This window comes from Streptomyces sp. NPDC086023 (assembly GCF_044540325.1).
Taxonomy (GTDB): domain Bacteria; phylum Actinomycetota; class Actinomycetes; order Streptomycetales; family Streptomycetaceae; genus Streptomyces.
This window is the reverse complement of record NZ_JBITRX010000014.1, coordinates 196,542-211,964: the sequence shown is the minus strand read 5'-3', so window position 1 is coordinate 211,964 and position 15,423 is coordinate 196,542. Positions and strand designations below refer to the sequence as shown.

Genomic DNA, 15,423 nt, shown 5'->3' with positions numbered 1-15,423 from the left:
ACCAGGCCAGGCCCTTCAAGTGGACCAAGACCGCCGACCAGATCCTCGACCGCATCTGCCGCTACTGCGACAGGATCTCCAAACCAGGTCACTAGAACGCGGGGAACGGCTGCGGCTTCGGCAGCGGCGCGTCCACGCGGGCGCTGCCGTCACCGGTCGTGCGGCAGGTGATGTCGCGCGCCGGGAGCTTGCCCGTCACCAGGTAGGAGGTGACCGGGGCGTTGGCGCAGGAGGCGCGGTCGAAGAGGTACACGCCGTGGCCGACACCGCCCTCGGCGAGGATCATGCGCGAGCCCTTGAGGGCGCGGTGCAGGCCCTTGCCGCTGGCCAGCGGGGTCTGCGAGTCCCACTCGTTCTGCACGGTGAGGACCGGCGCCTTGACCGTCATGGGCGTGGCGGCCTCCACCGGCTTCTTCCAGAAGGCGCACGGCATGATGTTGGAGGCGAAGTCGCCGTACAGCGGGTAGCGCGCCTTGTCGCGGACGGCGTCCCGGCGGTACTGCTCCGGGTCACGCGGCCAGGCTGCCGTGTCGCCGCACAGCACGCTCCAGAAGGCCGCGGTGCCGTTGTCCTCCGGCACGCCCGCGGCGGGGCGGTCGGCTGCGGGCTGCTGCTCCGGGAGCACGCCGGCGGGCAGCCGGACCTGCCGGGAGCCGTCGGCGGCCTGCTGCAGGGCGGAGACGAACTCGGCCGCGTCCCTGACGCTGAAGAACACCGCGCGGGCCGAGCGGATGTCGTCGCCCGTCAGCTTCATGCCGTCGATCTCGATCGGCGTGCGGTCGGCGCGGGCGACCAGACCGTAGAAGGTCTTGCGGACCGCGGCCGGCGTGCCGCCCAGCTTGTACCGGGTGCTGCGCTGCGCCGTCCACTTGGTCCAGCGGGTGAACGCCGGCTCCGTGCCAGAGGCCCAGACCTGGATCATGCCGCGCCAGGCGCGCGCCGGGTCCACGCCGCTGTCCAGGACGAAGCGGTCGGTGCGGGCCGGGAACATCTGGCTGTAGACGGCGCCCAGGTAGGTGCCGTACGAGTAGCCGACGTAGCTGATCTTCTTCTCGCCCAGCAGCACGCGGATCGTGTCCATGTCGCGGGCGGTGTTGCGGGTGGTGATGTGCGGCAGCAGGTCGCCCGCCCTGGCACGGCACTTGGCCGCCACCGACTTGGACCGGGCGACGTCGGCGGCGAAGGTCTCGCGCTTGTACGGGCGCAGCCAGTTCTGCTCGGCGTCGGTCAGGCCGCAGGTGACCGGGGTGCTGAGGCCGACGCCGCGGGGGTCGAACCCGATGAGGTCGTACTTCTCGGCGACCTTCTTCGGCAGCTCGGCCCGCATCATCAGCGGCAGGTCGAGGCCCGGGCCGCCGGGACCGCCGGGGTTGAGCAGCAGCACGCCGTGGCGCTTGGACGGGGTGGAGGTCTTCAGCCGCGAGATGGCCAGGTCGATCTTGCGGCCCTCGGGGTGCCGGTAGTCGAGCGGCACCTTGACGGTCGCGCACTGGAAGGCGGCGGGCTGTGAGGAGTCGCAGCGGTGCCAGGCGGGCTTCTGCCGGAGGTACTCGGGCGTGGTGGCGGCCGAGGCCTGCGCGGGGGCGAGCGCGGGGATGGCCGTGGCGAAGAGGCCCGCGGCGAGCAGCGGTGCGAATCGTCGCATGCGCACGAAAGCCGTTCCTTTCGGAGATGTGTGGACGAGCCCACCCTCTGTCATGAACCGGGCAGCGCGAATCATCCCGAGGGGTCGGGCCGTGTACTCCTCACGGTGGAGCGGGGATTCGGCCAACCGCCGCGATCCAGCCGATTCCTGACGTGTGGGCAGGATCCGCGCACCCATCCGTGACCCCGCCGCCCCCGCCTCGTTGATCCGGCTGGTCAGCGAAGTGGTGAAAGGCCCCGCCCCCCGTCATCCGGGGACGGGGCCTTTCCGTGTGCGGGCCGCGCTCGCATACGTGACGGGGGTGTTCCCCGGGCTCGCCGGGCACACTTCCGACCACGTCGAAGGGGCCGTCAGGCGGGCCCACCGCAACGGCCCGGTCGTGCTCGTGGGGCAGAGCCTGGGCGGCGTCACCCTCAACGCGGTCGCCAACCGGATCCCCGGCCTGATCGCCCACCTCGTCTACGCCTCGGCCTTCTGCCCGACGCGGTACGCCTCGGCGTTCGAAGAGGTCCGGGCCCTGCTCACCGTGCTGGAGCCGGACGAGTCGGCTGCCATCGGCGCCGCCGACGCCCGGGGGCTGCCCGGCTCCTGGGGCCGGGTACCGCGCACGTACCTCCGCTTCACCGAGGACCGCAGCATCCTGCCCGCCCTCCAGGACCTGATGATCCGGGAGGCGGACGAGACCACGCCGGGCAACCGGTTCCGCGTACGGTCCCTCGCCGCGCCCCACATCGGGCCGCGCGACCCCGCCGAACTCGCCGACGAACTGGAGCACATCGCACGCCTGTGCAGCCGAGGCGGCCCGCCCGCACCCCGCCCCCGGCGTCGCTATCGTGATCCACCGCAAGGCACCAGGACACGGCCCGGGGGTGTGCGATGCGGGGCGCCGGAAAGACCACGACGCTGGCGGTCCTGGGCGCGGTGCTGGCCGTGCTCGCCTCCCTGGCCGCCAACGCCGCGACGTCCGCGGACCGTTGGCCCGGCCCGCTGGACCTGCTGCGCCGGCACTCCTGGGCCTCGGTGGGCGCGCTGGCACTGCTCGCCGTCCTCGTCGCGGTCGTGACGGCCGTACGCGGGGACGGCGGGGCGGCACCCGCCGGCGACCCGCCTCCTCCCGCGCCGCCCGCCGTACCCGAATGGGTGGTGGACCGCAGGGAGGGCTCCCGCGCGGTGGCCGCGGTGTGCCGCCGGCACCGCCGGGGCGCGCGCCGACGGGGGCGCGCCGATCGCCGTACCGTCGGCATCACCACCTCCCTCGACGGCGCGGGCGGCTTCGGCAAGACCACGCTCGCCACCGTCGTCCGCGCCAGCGGCCGGGTGCGCCGGCACTTCCGGGGCCGGGTCTACACGGTGACCATCGGCCGGGACGTCCGGGGACGGGCGGCCGTGGCGGCGAAGGTCGCCGAGGTCACCCGCTTCATCACCGGCGACACCACCGCCTTCGACGACCCGGCGCTGGCCGGCGCCCATCTGGGCCGGCTGCTCGACCAGCGGCCGCGCACCCTGCTGGTCCTCGACGACGTGTGGGAGCCCGAGCAGCTCGAACCGTTCCTGCTCGGCGGGGCCCCCTGCGTCCGTCTGGTCACCACCCGCGTGCCGGCCGTGCTGCCGCCGGGGACGCAGCGCGTGCGGGTGGACGAGATGTCCCGCGCACAGGCCCGTGCCGTGCTCACCCACGGGCTGCCGCCGCTGCCCCCGGAGACCGTGACGGGCCTGCTGCACGCCACCGGCCGCTGGGCACTGCTGCTGCGGCTGACCAACCGGCTGATCGCCCGCCGGATCGCAACCGGGGGCGAACCGGCCGGCGTGGCCCGGGCCGTGCTGCGGGCCCTGCGCGACCGCGGGCCGGCCGCGGTGGACGGTCCCGCCGGGCCGCGCGACACGCCGCTCGACCTCGACGATCCGGCCCGCCGGGCCCAGGCGGTACGGGCCACCGTGGAGGCCGCCACGACCCTGCTGCCGGCGGGCGGCGCCCGGCGACTGGCCGAGCTGGCCGTGTTCGCCGAGGACGAGGCCGTACCCGTGCCGCTGGTCGCCCGGCTCTGGGCGACCACCGGCGGCCTGGACGAGGAGGCCGTACGGGCGCTGTGCGCGCAGCTGGACGCCCTGTCGCTGGTGGCCCTCGGCCCGGAGCGCGGGGGCCGGATCACCCTCCACGACGTGCTGCGGGACTACCTGCGCAGCGAGCTGGGCGCGTCCGAACTCCGCGCGCTGCACGGGCTGCTGGTCGATGCGGCGGGGGACGGGCAGGCGGCGTCGGGGGCGGACGGCGTGCTCGCCGGCGCGCCCGGAGCCGCAACCTCCCGGGAGGCGGCAGGAACCGCGCCCGCCCGGGAACCGGCCGGCTCCGCGCGGGACCGGCCGCGCCCCGCCCCCTGGGACCTGCCCGACGGCTACCTGCACGACCACCTGGTCGAGCACCTGCTGGGGGCCGGCCGGACCGCCGGCGCGGAGGCGCTCGCCGGGGACCTGCGGTGGGTGGAGTCCCGGCTCCTCCGCCGGGGTCCCACCGCGCCCTGGGCCGACCTGGACCGGATCCCCACCGCGTCCGCCGCGGCGCTGGCCCGGGACATCACCCGGGTCGCCCATCTGCTGACGCCCACGGAGCCGGCCGGGGCGCTGATCCAGGTGCTGCACAGCCGGCTCGCGCCGCTCCCCCACTGGGGTCCGCAGGTCGCGGCGCGCGAACCCCTGGTGCCCCGGCCGCGGCTGGGCAACCGGTGGGATCCGCCGGACCTCCCCGAACCCGCCCTGCGGCGCACGCTGCTGGGGCACGACGGCGGGGTGACTGACCTGGTGGTGTCCCCCGACGGGCAGTGGCTGGCGTCGGTAGGCCGCGACGGCACCGTACGCCGCTGGGACGCGCGCAGCGGCCGGGAGAAGGACCGGCGCGCACACCGGCATCCGCTCACGGCGCTCGCGGTCGCTCCGGACGGCACCTGGCTGGCGGCCGGCGACGAGTACGGGGCGGTGCTGCTCTGGTACGTGGAGCGGGAGGGGCCGCTGGTGCGGGGCGTGCGGCCGGTACCGGGCGGCGGTCCGGTACGGACCCTCGCGGCGGTGCCGCGGGGCAACGGCGAGGTGTGGCTGGCCGTGCTCGACGCCGGCCAGCGGGTGGTGACGCTCTGGGACCTCGCGACCCGGCGGAACACGGGCCGTCTGGAGGCGGACGAGGACGTGGTGGGGTTCGCGGCCGCGCCCGACGGGAGCCTGCTGGCCACCACGCACCTGGGGGGCAGGACCCGGCGGTGGGACGGCGGGACGCTCAGCGAGGTGGGGCCCCGGTACCGGCGCCACACCACCACCTGGACCAGGGTGGCGGTCGTGCCCCGGAGCGGCCGGACGGAACCGGCGGCGGGTGCCCCGGCGGCTCCCGGCCCGACGGCCGGCGCGCCGTCGGTGCTGTTCGTGGGAGCGGAGACCGGACGTACGGAGCTCGAAGGCTGCGACCTCGCCGGCCGTGAGCGGCACCCGGGCGGCCACGAGGGGCCCGTCCTCGCCCTGGCCGCCGGGCCGCACGGGCGCTGGCTGGCCTCCGGCGGCCAGGACGGCGCGGTCCGCTTCTGGGCACGGCAGGACGGCGCGGGGGCGGGGGGCGGTACGCGGGACGGCACGGGCGCGGCGGACCGTACACGCGACCGAAGCGTACGTACCGAACTGCGCGCCCATGCCGGGCAGGTGAACGCTCTGGCCGTGGCCCCGGACGGGGAGTGGCTCGCCAGCGCGGGCGGCGACGGGGCGGTACGGATCTGGGACGCGCCGGACAACGGGGGCGCCGGTACGCCGGAGGCCACCGGGTGGGAGGCTCTGCGGGGGCGACGGGCCGGCGGCCCGGGCGCGCCCCGGCAGCGGGGCGCCGAACGGCCCCGCGTCGGCCGGGACCCCGGCGCCGAACGGCCCCGCGTCGGCCGGGACTCCGGCGCCGAGCGGTCGGAGCCGCTGGGCCTCGTGGCCGTGGAGGCCGACGGAACGCGCTTCCTCACCGCCGACCGGCACCGCGGCACGGTGCGCATCTGGCACCTGGTCAGGGGCGGCTCCGAATACCACCCCAGGCACCACGGCAGCGAGACCTGGCTGGCGGTCGCACCCGGCGGCGCCCCGGTCTCGATGGACTCGTACGGCGTCGTGTCGGTGGCCGGATCCCTCCTGGAACTGCCGCACCGCGTGTCCGCCTGTGCCCTGTCGGGAGACGGCCACTGGCTCGTGGCGGCCGACCAGCAGGGCACCGTACGACTCTTCGACCTGCGGACCGGCACCGGCCTGCGCAACCACCGGGCCGGCACGCCTGCCCATCTCCCCGGCACGTTCCGCGACGGCAGCACCGAGGTGCGCACCCACGAACCCCGCCGCCCCGAGGCGGCGTTCGCCGCCGCCTTCTCGCGCGACGGCAGCCGGTACGCCACCGCCGACGGCGACGGCGTGGTGCGCGTGCGGGACCGGGAGACCGGGCGGTGCACGGAGTACCGCGGCTTCGGCCACCGGCCCGGGCCGCTGGTCCTCGCCCCCGACGGGTCGTGGCTCGCGTGCGGTGACGGACCGGACGTACGGCGGTGGCGCGGCGGTACGGACACCCGGCTGCGCGGCCACACCGGGACGGTGCTTGCGCTGGCCGCCTCCCCCGACGGCGCCTGGCTCGCGAGCACCGCCGACGACGGCGCGCTGCGCGTGTGGGACACGGTGTCCGGCCTGACCGCGGCGCTGCTGCGCACGGAGGGTCCGCTCACCGGGTGCGACTGGACCCCGGACAGCCGGACCGTCGTCGCGGTCGGTCAATGGGGCCCGCACGTCTACGCGTTCGAGCCCTAGGATCCCGAGGCGGTCCGCGGCGGCCCGCAGCCGGCGGGCGTCCGGCCCCGAAATCCGGTTGCGCCGGCACCCCGTGCGGGGTGAGGCTCCCGGGCATGTCCGAAGCCGCAGCGCGCCCCGCACACCCCGTACCGCCGTCCCGGGAGAGGAACTTCGCCTGGTCCAACATGTTCGTACGGCCCGAGGACGACCCGCGCACCGACGGCGCGGGCCCCGGGGCCACCGAGCGGCAGGTGCTGACGACGTACCTGCGCGACCAGCGGCTGACGCTGGAGCTGAAGTGCGCGGGCCTGGACGCGGAGGCGCTGGCGCGGCGTTCGGTGCCGCCCTCGAACCTGTCGCTGCTGGGGCTGGTGCGGCACCTGGCCGGAGTCGAGCAGTACTGGTTCCGGCAGGTGATGGCCGGCGAGGAGGTCGCCGGGCGGCACTTCCGGCCGACCGGCGAGCTGGGCTCGGAGTTCGAGGGCGTGACCGCCGACCCCGCGGCCGTGGCGGAGGCCTGGGAGACCTGGCGGGCCGAGGTCGCCTTCGCGGAGCGGCTCGTCGGGGAGGCCCCGGACCTGGACCTGACGGGCGCGGGCGGCGACGAGCCGGTCAGCCTGCGCGAGGTGCTGGTGCACATGATCGAGGAGTACGCCCGGCACAACGGCCACGCCGACTTCCTGCGGGAGCTGATCGACGGACGGGTCGGGCAGTAGCGGCGGACCGGCAGCCCGGTCAGCCGGCCGCTTCCGCGGCGACGCGCGGCTGCGGCCGGGCCCGTTCACCCCAGCGGGCCAGGGCCGGGCCGGCCGCCCCCAGCGCCGCGAAGAACGCCGCCAGCAGCAGCCAGCCCGCCGTGCCGAGGCCCAGGACCACCGTGGTGAGGATCGCGGGGGCGAGGGCCTGGCCCGCGCCGAAGCCGAGGCCGAGGACGCCCTGGTACTGGCCCTGGGCGTGGTCGGGGGCCAGCCCGAAGCCCAGGGCGAAGCCCGCCGAGGACTCCCAGACCTCGCCCAGGCTGTGGACGAAGACCGCCGCCAGGACCAGTCCCGCGGCCGCCAGGACCGGGGTGTGCGCCGCCAAGGCCATCATCGGGCAGCTGACGAGGAAGAGCAGCCCCGCGGTGCGGAACGCCCGGCCGCCCTCCTGCGGGGTTTCGATGCGCGAGCCGATCCTGGTCTGCATCAGCACGCAGAAGGCGGAGTTGACGGCGAAGAGCACGGCCACGGTCCAGCGCGGCGCCTCGGTGTGCTCGGAGATCCAGATCGGCAACAGCAGGGAGACCACGGGGTACTGGAGTCCCATGGCCCCGTACAGGGCGGTGAACGCCAGGAACGGACGGTCCGCGAAGGCGATCCAGCGCTGCTGCCGGGGCGGCGCCGCCGGCACCGGATAGCGGGGCAGCAGGAGCAGCAGCGCCCCGCACAGGGCGAAGCTCGCCGCGTTGCCCAGGACCAGCGCGACGTAGGCACCGCGGGTGTCCGCCGCCAGGGCGAGCCCGGCCCCCACCGTTCCGAGGACGACGCCCAGGTTGACGAAGGTGCGGAGCTTCGCGCGGAACAGGGCCGGGCGGTCGCCCCCGACCCGGACCACGAGTGCGCCCCAGGCGGCCCCGCCGACCGCCGCGGCGATCTGGTCGACCGTCGCGATCGCCGTGAGCGCGGCCCAGCTGTCGACGAGGACGAGGGCCGCCATGGCCACCGCCTGGACCGCGAGGGCCGCCATCATCACCGCGCGGGCGCCCCGCCGGTCGGCGAGGTGCCCGCCGGGTATCCCCGCGCACAGGCCGATCAGGCCGGCGATGGTCAGTGCGGCGCCGACCTGCACCGCGGGCAGGCCCACGACCAGGGTGAAGTAGAGGGCCGACGCCGCGTTGAAGAGGCCGTTGCCGACCCGGTTGACGAAACTGGCGGCGACCAGCACGCGCTCCGGCCCGCTGTCCCCCGCCATCCGGCCGATCCGGCCCGTCCAGCCCGGCGTACTGTCCTCGATCATGGAGGGCAGGCTAACAACGGCCGCGGGGCCTGCCGCGGCCACACCGGCCGATGGCATGATCATCATCATGTCCGACGCACGCCACCCCCGCACTCCTCCCACCGCCCCCGCCCGGTACGTACTCTTCGACGTGGACGGCACCCTCGTCGACGCCCTGGACAACCAGCGGCGGGTCTGGCACTCCTGGGCCGCCGGCCACGGACTGGACCCCGACGCCGTGTACCGGACCGCGCTGCGGACGCGGCCCCTGGAGACCTTCGCGGAGGTCGCGCCGGGGCTGGACCCGGCGGCGTGCCTCGCCGAGCTGCACGCCCTGGAGGACGAGGACGTCCGCACCGGGGAGTACGGGGCGTACGAGGGCGCCGCCGGCCTGCTGCGCGCGCTGCCCGCCGGGTCCTGGGCGCTGGTGACCTCCAACTACGAGCACCGGGTGCGCGGACGGTTCGCGCGGACCGGACTGCCCGCTCCCGGACTGGTGGTGGACGCGGCCGCGGTCGAGGAGGGCAAGCCCTCCCCGGTGCCCTACCTGCGGGCGGCGGCGCTGCTGGGCGCCGAGCCCGCGCACTGCCTGGTGGTCGAGGACGCGCCGTCCGGGATCACCGCGGGCCTGCGGGCCGGGATGGCGGTGTGGGCGGTCAACACCCCCGAGCCGCCGGAGGGCGGCGCCCACCGGCACTACCGCACGCTGCGCGAGGCCGCGCCCGACATCGCCGCGTTCATCGCGCGCGGCGCGCCCTGCTGAGGCCGGGGCCGGACGCCGCGCGGGCGAGGTGCGGACGCTCAGGGCGGCGACCGCGGCGGTCACGGGGAAAACGTGCGCCAGCCGCGGGTGATCTCCTCGCGGACCGCTCCCGGATCGGGCGTGGTGTGGCCCGGGCCGGGGGCGAGCAGGGCGAGGAGCGCCGCTCCGTCGGCCGGGCGGCGGGCGGGGTCGGTGTCGAGGGCGCGCTGGACGACGTCGGCGAGGGCCGGTGCCAGGGCGCGGACCGCGGCGGTCGCGGCCGGGTCCGGCCCGGTCTCGGTGATGCGCCGGTACACCGCTCCGATGCCCGTGCCGGCGAACGGGCTCTCGCCGTGCGCGGCGGCCACCACGCAGCAGGCCCAGGCCCACACGTCTGCGGCCGGGCCGGCCGGGGGCCCGTCGAACTGTTCCGGCGCCATGTAGGTGAGCGTGCCCGGCGAGGCACCGGTGCGCGTCAGCCGCGTACCGTCCACGAGGGCGGCGATGCCGAAGTCGAGCAGCCGCGGACCCGCGCTGGTCAGCATGATGTTGGCGGGCTTGAGGTCCCGGTGGACCAGGCCCAGCCGGTGGACCGCGTCGAGGGCCGTCGCCAGGGCGAGGGCGAGAGCGCGGAGCGCCTCCGGCGAGCGGACCGGTCCCTCCTCGCGCAGCCGGGCGTCGAGCGGGCGGCCGTCGAGGAGTTCCATGGCCAGGTAGGGGCGGCCCTCGGCCACCCCGGTGTCGAGGACGCGGGCGGTGTACGCACCGGAGACCATGGCAAGCACCTCGGCCTCGCGGGCGAAGCGGCTCAGCAGCTCGGGGTTTCCCAGGAGTTCGGGGTTGAGCGTCTTGAGGGCGACCCGGGTGGCGGAGCCCTCACGGCGGGCGAGGTACACCGTGCCCATGCCGCCGGACCCGATCCTGCCGAGCAGCCGGTACTCGCCGATCGCGCGCGGCTCGTACGGGTGGAGCTCCCGGTGCCCGGCCGGCTGCTCCCCGGCCGCCGCGTCGCCGGCGCCCGGGTGGCGGTCCGGCACCGGGGACGTCGGCGCGGCGTACCCCGGTACGGGCGGCACGCCGGCCGGCACCACGGACGGTACGGGCGCCGCCCGGGCCGGCACCGCCGGCCCGCGCTCCGGTGCCGGAGGCAGCGCCCCGACGGTGTCCGGGGCCCGGTGCCGCAGGCTCGCACCGAAGGCGACGGCCTGGAAGGCCAGGGCCGCGAACACGAGCCCCACCGGCGTCACGACCACCAGCGCGGCGGCGGACCCGAGGAAGCCGCACACCACCCGTACCCGGGTGCGTGGCGAGGCCCAGGCCCCGGCCGGCATTCCGCGGGTGAGCAGGTTGCGCCGCGTCAGGAACCACAGCAGCACGGTCAGCGCCGCCCCGGCCACCCCGGCGCCGGCGAAGTTCGTGTACAGCGAGACGTGGTCGTTCGCGATCTCGGCGGCCACGGTGCCCAGGTCGAGCGGGTTCTCGGGCCACAGGGCGACCGACGCGCCCCGCAGGTCGACGGGCCACCGGGTGTGGGGCAGCAGCGCCGTCAGCACCCCGGCGCCGGCAAGGAGCAGCAGGCCCTCCAGGAAGGGGAGCGCCCAGTCCGGTGCGGCGGCCACCGGGGTCCCGGAGGAGGCCGCCGCCTCCCGCTGTCGGAACGCCCGTTGGGTGCGGAGCAGCAGGGGCAGCGACACCAGCCGGACGGCCAGCGCGCAGCCCGTGATCGTGAGTGCCACGCCGACCCACTCGCCGCCCGTGACGGCAGGACCCTCCGCGACGAACCAGCCGTTCAACTCGCCCCCCGTTGCGCACCGTTCCGCACGACGGCGCGAGTATAGGCACAGCACGACGGTCCTGTCCGGACCATCATCGCGCCTCTCGGGCCGGGCTCAGGGCGCGACGGGCTCGCCCGCGTCCAGCGGTGGGTGGGCCTCCGGGTGCGCGTCCCACCAGGCCCGGTGGAAGGCGTTGTTGTCGACGTTGGCGAGGTACGCGCGGGCCGCCGCGCGGTACAGCAGGTCCGCCTGGGCCGAGGAGACCGCCGAGCGGTTCCAGGCCAGCCGGATGCGGCCGGTGACCGGGGCCCCGACGAGCGGGCGCATCACCGTGCCCTCGGCCGAGGGCGCGGACGGCTGGCTGAGGGAGACGGCCCGGCCCGCCGCGATCAGGTCGTAGTGCATCTTGCGGTCGGTGATGCGGTACCGCAGCGACGGCGTGAACCCGGCCTTCGCGCACGCCGCGACCAGTGCCTCCGGTCCGCCGTCGTCGTCCTCGACCAGCGTCATCCACGACTCCCCCGCCAGGTCGGCCAGTTCGACGCTCTCCCGGGCGGCGAGGCGGTGCCCGGCGGACATCCGTACGCAGAACGGCTCGCGGGAGACCAGCGTCCTGGCCAGCACACCCTCGGGCAGCGGCACCTCGTGGTCGTTGACCTCGCCGTACAGGATCGCGTCGTACCGGCCGGCGCCCAGCAGCCGGGCGAGCGCGGTCACCGAGTCCTCCAGGTCGACGGTGACCTCCTGACCCGCCAGGGCCAGGTCGATCTCCTCCAGCAGCCCGTCGAGCAGCACGAGCAGGATGCAGCCCAGGCGCAGCGGGGTGCCGGGGGCGGCGGCACGGGCGCCCGCGGCGAGTTCGTCCATCTCGTTGAGCACCCGGCGGGCCTTGTCCAGGACGAACTGCCCCAGCGCGGTGGGTTCCACGCCGTGCCGGCCGCGCACGAACAGGTCGCCGCCGGCCACCCGCTCGATCCGGCGCAACTGGGCCGAGAGAGCGGGCTGGGAGACCCCGAGCCGGGCGGCGGCACGGCCCAGACTGCCCGCTTCCGCTATCCGGCAGACGGCCTGAAGATGCCTCAATTCCAGCTGCATTTCAGCAGCGTACGCAGCCTGCGGGCGGCGCACCATAACTCCGGTGTTATGCCGTGCGGGATGTCCCTATCCGGTCATGTCCACGCCCATACTCGGCGGCGACCGCAGACTCCCCCCACGAACGGAGTGGACGTGCACCGCACCAGACTGACGGCGGCCATCGCCGCGATGGCGCTTTCCGCGAGCCTCGCGGGCGCCCTCACCGGCACGGCGTCAGCCACGCCCAAGCAGCAGCCCGTGCCTCCCCAGCACGGCAAGTCGCTCGCCCTCGCCGCCGCCGACCGCGCCGCGGACAGCGGCCTGGACGCCCTGCGCCACGGTGCCGACGAGGAACTCGTCCGCACCTCCGTGACCCCCTGGGCCAACGGCCTCTACTACGCCGGGTACCAGCGTACCTACCGCGGCCTGCCGGTGGTCGGCGGCGACGCCGTGGTCCTCACCGACAGCACCGGCAGGGTAAGGAACGTCGCCGCCGCCCCGGCCCCCGCCATCAGGACCGGCACAAAGGCCACCGTCTCCGCCGCGGCGGCCACCGCCACCGCCCGCAGGCAGCTCGCCCGGACCGAATCGGCCACCAGGCCCGCGCTGACCGTCCTCCTCAAGGACGGCAGGGCGCTGCTGACCTGGCACACCCGGGTCTCCGGCCGGACCGCGAAGAACGCCCCGAGCGTGCTCGACACGTACGTCGACGCGCGCACCGGCGCCATCGCCCGCGCCACCGAGAAGGTCTCGCACGCCGACGGCCGCGGCTACCACAACGGCAACGTCACCATCGACACCGCCGCCTCCTCGATGACCGACCCCAACCGCTCGGGCTTCCGGTGCGGCGGCCAGAACGGCAGCGCGTACACCGGCTCCTCCCCGTGGGGCAACGGCGGCGCGAACGACCTGGTGACCGCCTGCGTCGACATCATGTACGCGGCCCAGCGCGAGTCCGACATGCTCAAGCAGTGGTTCGGCTACAACGGCATCAACGGTCAGGGCGGCATGGTCCCGGCCCGCGCCGGCCTGACCGAGGTCAACGCCTACTACGACGGCAGCAAGACCACGTACGGCCGCAACCAGAACGGCACCAACCAGCTCACCGGCATCGACGTCGTCGCCCACGAGTACGGCCACGAGATCTTCGACAAGACCCCGGGCAGCGCCGGCAACAGCAACGAGAACGGCGGCCTCAACGAGTCCACCGGCGACATCTTCGGCGCGCTGACCGAGCACTTCGCCAACAACCCCAACGACACCCCGGACTACACCGTCGGCGAGAAGCTCAACTTCCTCGGCGACAACAAGCCCATCCGGTACATGTACAACCCGTCGCTGCACAACAACGACCCCAACTGCTACAACCAGCTGACCTCCAACACCGAGGTGCACGCGGCGGCCGGTCCGCAGAACCACTGGTTCTACCTGCTGGCCGAAGGCTCCAACCCGGGCGGCGGCAAGCCCGCCAGCCCCATATGTTCCGGCGGCCCCTCCTCCGTGACGGGCATCGGCATCCAGAAGGCCGGCAAGATCTTCATGGGCGCCCTGCTCAGCAAGACCTCGTCCTGGAACCACCTGGCCGCCCGCAAGGCGACCCTCGCCAGCGCCAAGAACACCTACGGCAGCACCGAGTGCCTGGCGGTCAAGGCCGCCTGGGACGCGATCCGGGTGCCGGCCCAGTCCGGTGAGACGGACTGCGGCGGCACCCAGAACCCGGACTTCTCGCTGGCCCTGAACCCGGCGACCGGCTCGGTCCAGCCCGGTGCCTCGGCGACCTCCACGGTCTCCACCACCACGACCGGGGGCAGCGCGCAGACCGTGCAGCTCTCCGCGAGCGGCGCGCCCTCGGGCGTGACCGTGTCCTTCAGCCCCTCGTCCGTGACCTCGGGCAACTCCTCCACGATGACGGTGGCGGTCGCCGCAGGGAGCGCCAACGGCACGTACCCGATCACGGTCAAGGGCACCGGCTCCACGCAGCACACCGTGACCTACACCCTGACCGTCGGCAGCACCCCGCAGCCGGGGGGCTGCGAGGACGCCGAGAACACCTACCAGGGCGCGCTGAGCCAGGGCCGGGCCCAGGCACAGCCCAACGGCTCCTACTACTACTCGGCCACCTCGGGCACCCACGTGGGCTGCCTGCGCGGGCCGGCCGGCACGGACTTCGACCTCTACCTCCAGAAGTGGAACGGGTCGGGCTGGGCCGACGTGGCGGTCTCCGGCAGTGAGGGCGCCGACGAGGACATCACCTACACCGGCACGGCGGGCTACTACCGGTACGTGGTCCATGCGTACAGCGGTTCCGGCTCGTACACGCTGGGTCTGAGCGCGCCGTAACCGACCGAGACGGCGCTTGCAAGGGGGAGGGGCGCCCCCGGCCGGGATCCGGCCGGGGGCGCCCTGCCGTACGGGCGGGGGCACCGGGCATCAGGCGCATGGGCGGGGGCGGGGGCGCCCGGTCGTACGTGCGGCGCGTCGATTACGGTGGGGGGCCCGAATACGCCGTCGGAGGGGACGAGGATCGTGCGCAGCTGGCGCGGCACCATGGACGACGCCGGGCTCGCCGGCCCGGCGGTGCGGGCCGACTACACCGCCGCCGCGCGCCGGGTGGTGCGGCGCGAGCAGGCTCCGTACCTGGCCCTGCGGCTGCTCACGGAGCCCGCGCTGGTGCCGTACCTGACGGCCGGGCTGGCCTTCATGAACCTGGTCGACGACACCGCCGAGAGCGGCTCCGCCGAGGCCCTGAAGGACCTCACCGAGCGCACCCGCGAGGTGCTGGACTCGGGCCGCTCGGCGGACCCGGTGCTGCGGGCCTACGCGCACGCGGTGGCCGAGCGGGGACTGCCCGCGGAGTGGGTGGAACGCTTCCTCGCGGGGGCGGCCTCCGCCGAGGCGGCGTTCACCGGCTTCGCCGGCGAGGCGGACTTCCAGGCGTACCTCGACGACTACGGCTTCCCGGGCATCGTCGTGTTCACGGGCGTCCAGTACCGGGGCGGGCCGGACGCCGAACAGGCCGCCGCCTGGCGCCGGTTCGTGGACGCCGCCCAGCGGGTGGACTTCCTGGCCGACCTGGCCGGCGACCTGGCGGAGGGCCGGCTCTGCCTGCCGGCGGACCGGGTCGCGGCACACGGCCTGGACCGGGCCGCGCTGGCCCGTGGCGCGGACGGTCCCGCGGTACGGGCGCTGCTGGCGGACGAGTGCGCGCGGGCCAGGACCGCGCTGGCCGCCTCGGCGGACGTCGTGGACCTGGCCGTCCCGGGGCTGCGCCGGGTGGGGCGCGCGATGCGGGAGCTGATGGCCCACCAGCTCGCGGCCGTGGAGCAGGCGGGGCCGGGCGCGCTGCGCCGCGACGTCGGGTACGGGGTGGTGGCCCCGCTGCGCATCCTGCTGCGGGCGCGGCGTACGTCCTGAACCCGGGCGGG

The 15,423-nt window shown here is 75.5% G+C and carries 10 protein-coding genes; 6 read left to right on the top strand and 4 right to left on the bottom strand.

The window, feature by feature from the left end:
* Window positions 1–91: 91 nt before the first annotated feature.
* A complete protein-coding gene (locus ACIF6F_RS26415) occupies window positions 92–1,651 on the bottom strand; it encodes an alpha/beta hydrolase (protein ID WP_399951362.1) in 1,560 nt (519 codons plus the stop codon).
* Window positions 1,652–1,937: 286 nt separating this feature from the next.
* On the opposite strand from ACIF6F_RS26415, the gene ACIF6F_RS26410 reads away from it, so the two are divergent.
* The 3 genes from ACIF6F_RS26410 to ACIF6F_RS26400 all read left to right on the top strand — a co-directional run bounded on the left by ACIF6F_RS26410 (window position 1,938) and on the right by ACIF6F_RS26400 (window position 7,149).
* Window positions 1,938–2,708, top strand: coding sequence for an alpha/beta fold hydrolase (locus ACIF6F_RS26410; RefSeq protein ID WP_399951359.1), 771 nt, complete (start codon window positions 1,938–1,940; stop codon window positions 2,706–2,708).
* The gene (locus ACIF6F_RS26405) at window positions 2,666–6,451 is read left to right on the top strand and encodes an NB-ARC domain-containing protein (protein ID WP_399951399.1); all 3,786 of its coding nucleotides are present in this window, start codon (window positions 2,666–2,668) and stop codon (window positions 6,449–6,451) included. The genes ACIF6F_RS26410 and ACIF6F_RS26405 overlap by 43 nt, the downstream gene beginning before the upstream one ends.
* Before the next feature lie 167 nt (window positions 6,452–6,618).
* Window positions 6,619–7,149 (top strand): DinB family protein, encoded by a 531-nt coding sequence (locus tag ACIF6F_RS26400; protein WP_399951396.1) that lies wholly within the window; start codon window positions 6,619–6,621, stop codon window positions 7,147–7,149.
* Window positions 7,150–7,168: 19 nt separating this feature from the next.
* On the opposite strand, the gene ACIF6F_RS26395 is transcribed toward ACIF6F_RS26400, so the two are convergent.
* Window positions 7,169–8,428 carry an MFS transporter gene (locus ACIF6F_RS26395; RefSeq protein ID WP_399951356.1) on the bottom strand — a complete coding sequence of 420 codons (1,260 nt, stop codon included), beginning with the start codon at window positions 8,426–8,428 and terminating at the stop codon, window positions 7,169–7,171.
* Window positions 8,429–8,495: 67 nt separating this feature from the next.
* Between ACIF6F_RS26395 and ACIF6F_RS26390 the strand changes: the two genes are divergently transcribed.
* Window positions 8,496–9,170: an HAD family hydrolase gene (locus ACIF6F_RS26390; RefSeq protein WP_399951353.1), complete on the top strand. Its 675-nt coding sequence runs from the start codon at window positions 8,496–8,498 to the stop codon at window positions 9,168–9,170.
* Window positions 9,171–9,229: 59 nt separating this feature from the next.
* Here ACIF6F_RS26390 and ACIF6F_RS26385 read toward each other — a convergent pair whose 3' ends face one another.
* A complete protein-coding gene (locus ACIF6F_RS26385) occupies window positions 9,230–10,942 on the bottom strand; it encodes a serine/threonine-protein kinase (RefSeq protein ID WP_399951350.1) in 1,713 nt (570 codons plus the stop codon).
* A gap of 96 nt (window positions 10,943–11,038) precedes the next feature.
* Window positions 11,039–12,019, bottom strand: coding sequence for a LysR family transcriptional regulator (locus tag ACIF6F_RS26380; RefSeq protein ID WP_399951347.1), 981 nt, complete (start codon window positions 12,017–12,019; stop codon window positions 11,039–11,041).
* Window positions 12,020–12,151: 132 nt separating this feature from the next.
* Here ACIF6F_RS26380 and ACIF6F_RS26375 point away from each other — a divergent pair, with 132 nt between their 5' ends.
* Together ACIF6F_RS26375 and ACIF6F_RS26370 are read left to right on the top strand one after the other, a co-directional pair.
* On the top strand, window positions 12,152–14,338 hold the full coding sequence (locus ACIF6F_RS26375) for a M4 family metallopeptidase (RefSeq protein WP_399951344.1): 2,187 nt from the start codon (window positions 12,152–12,154) through the stop codon (window positions 14,336–14,338).
* 186 nt (window positions 14,339–14,524) lie between these two features.
* Window positions 14,525–15,412, top strand: coding sequence for a squalene/phytoene synthase family protein (locus ACIF6F_RS26370; RefSeq protein WP_399951341.1), 888 nt, complete (start codon window positions 14,525–14,527; stop codon window positions 15,410–15,412).
* Window positions 15,413–15,423: the final 11 nt, after the last annotated feature.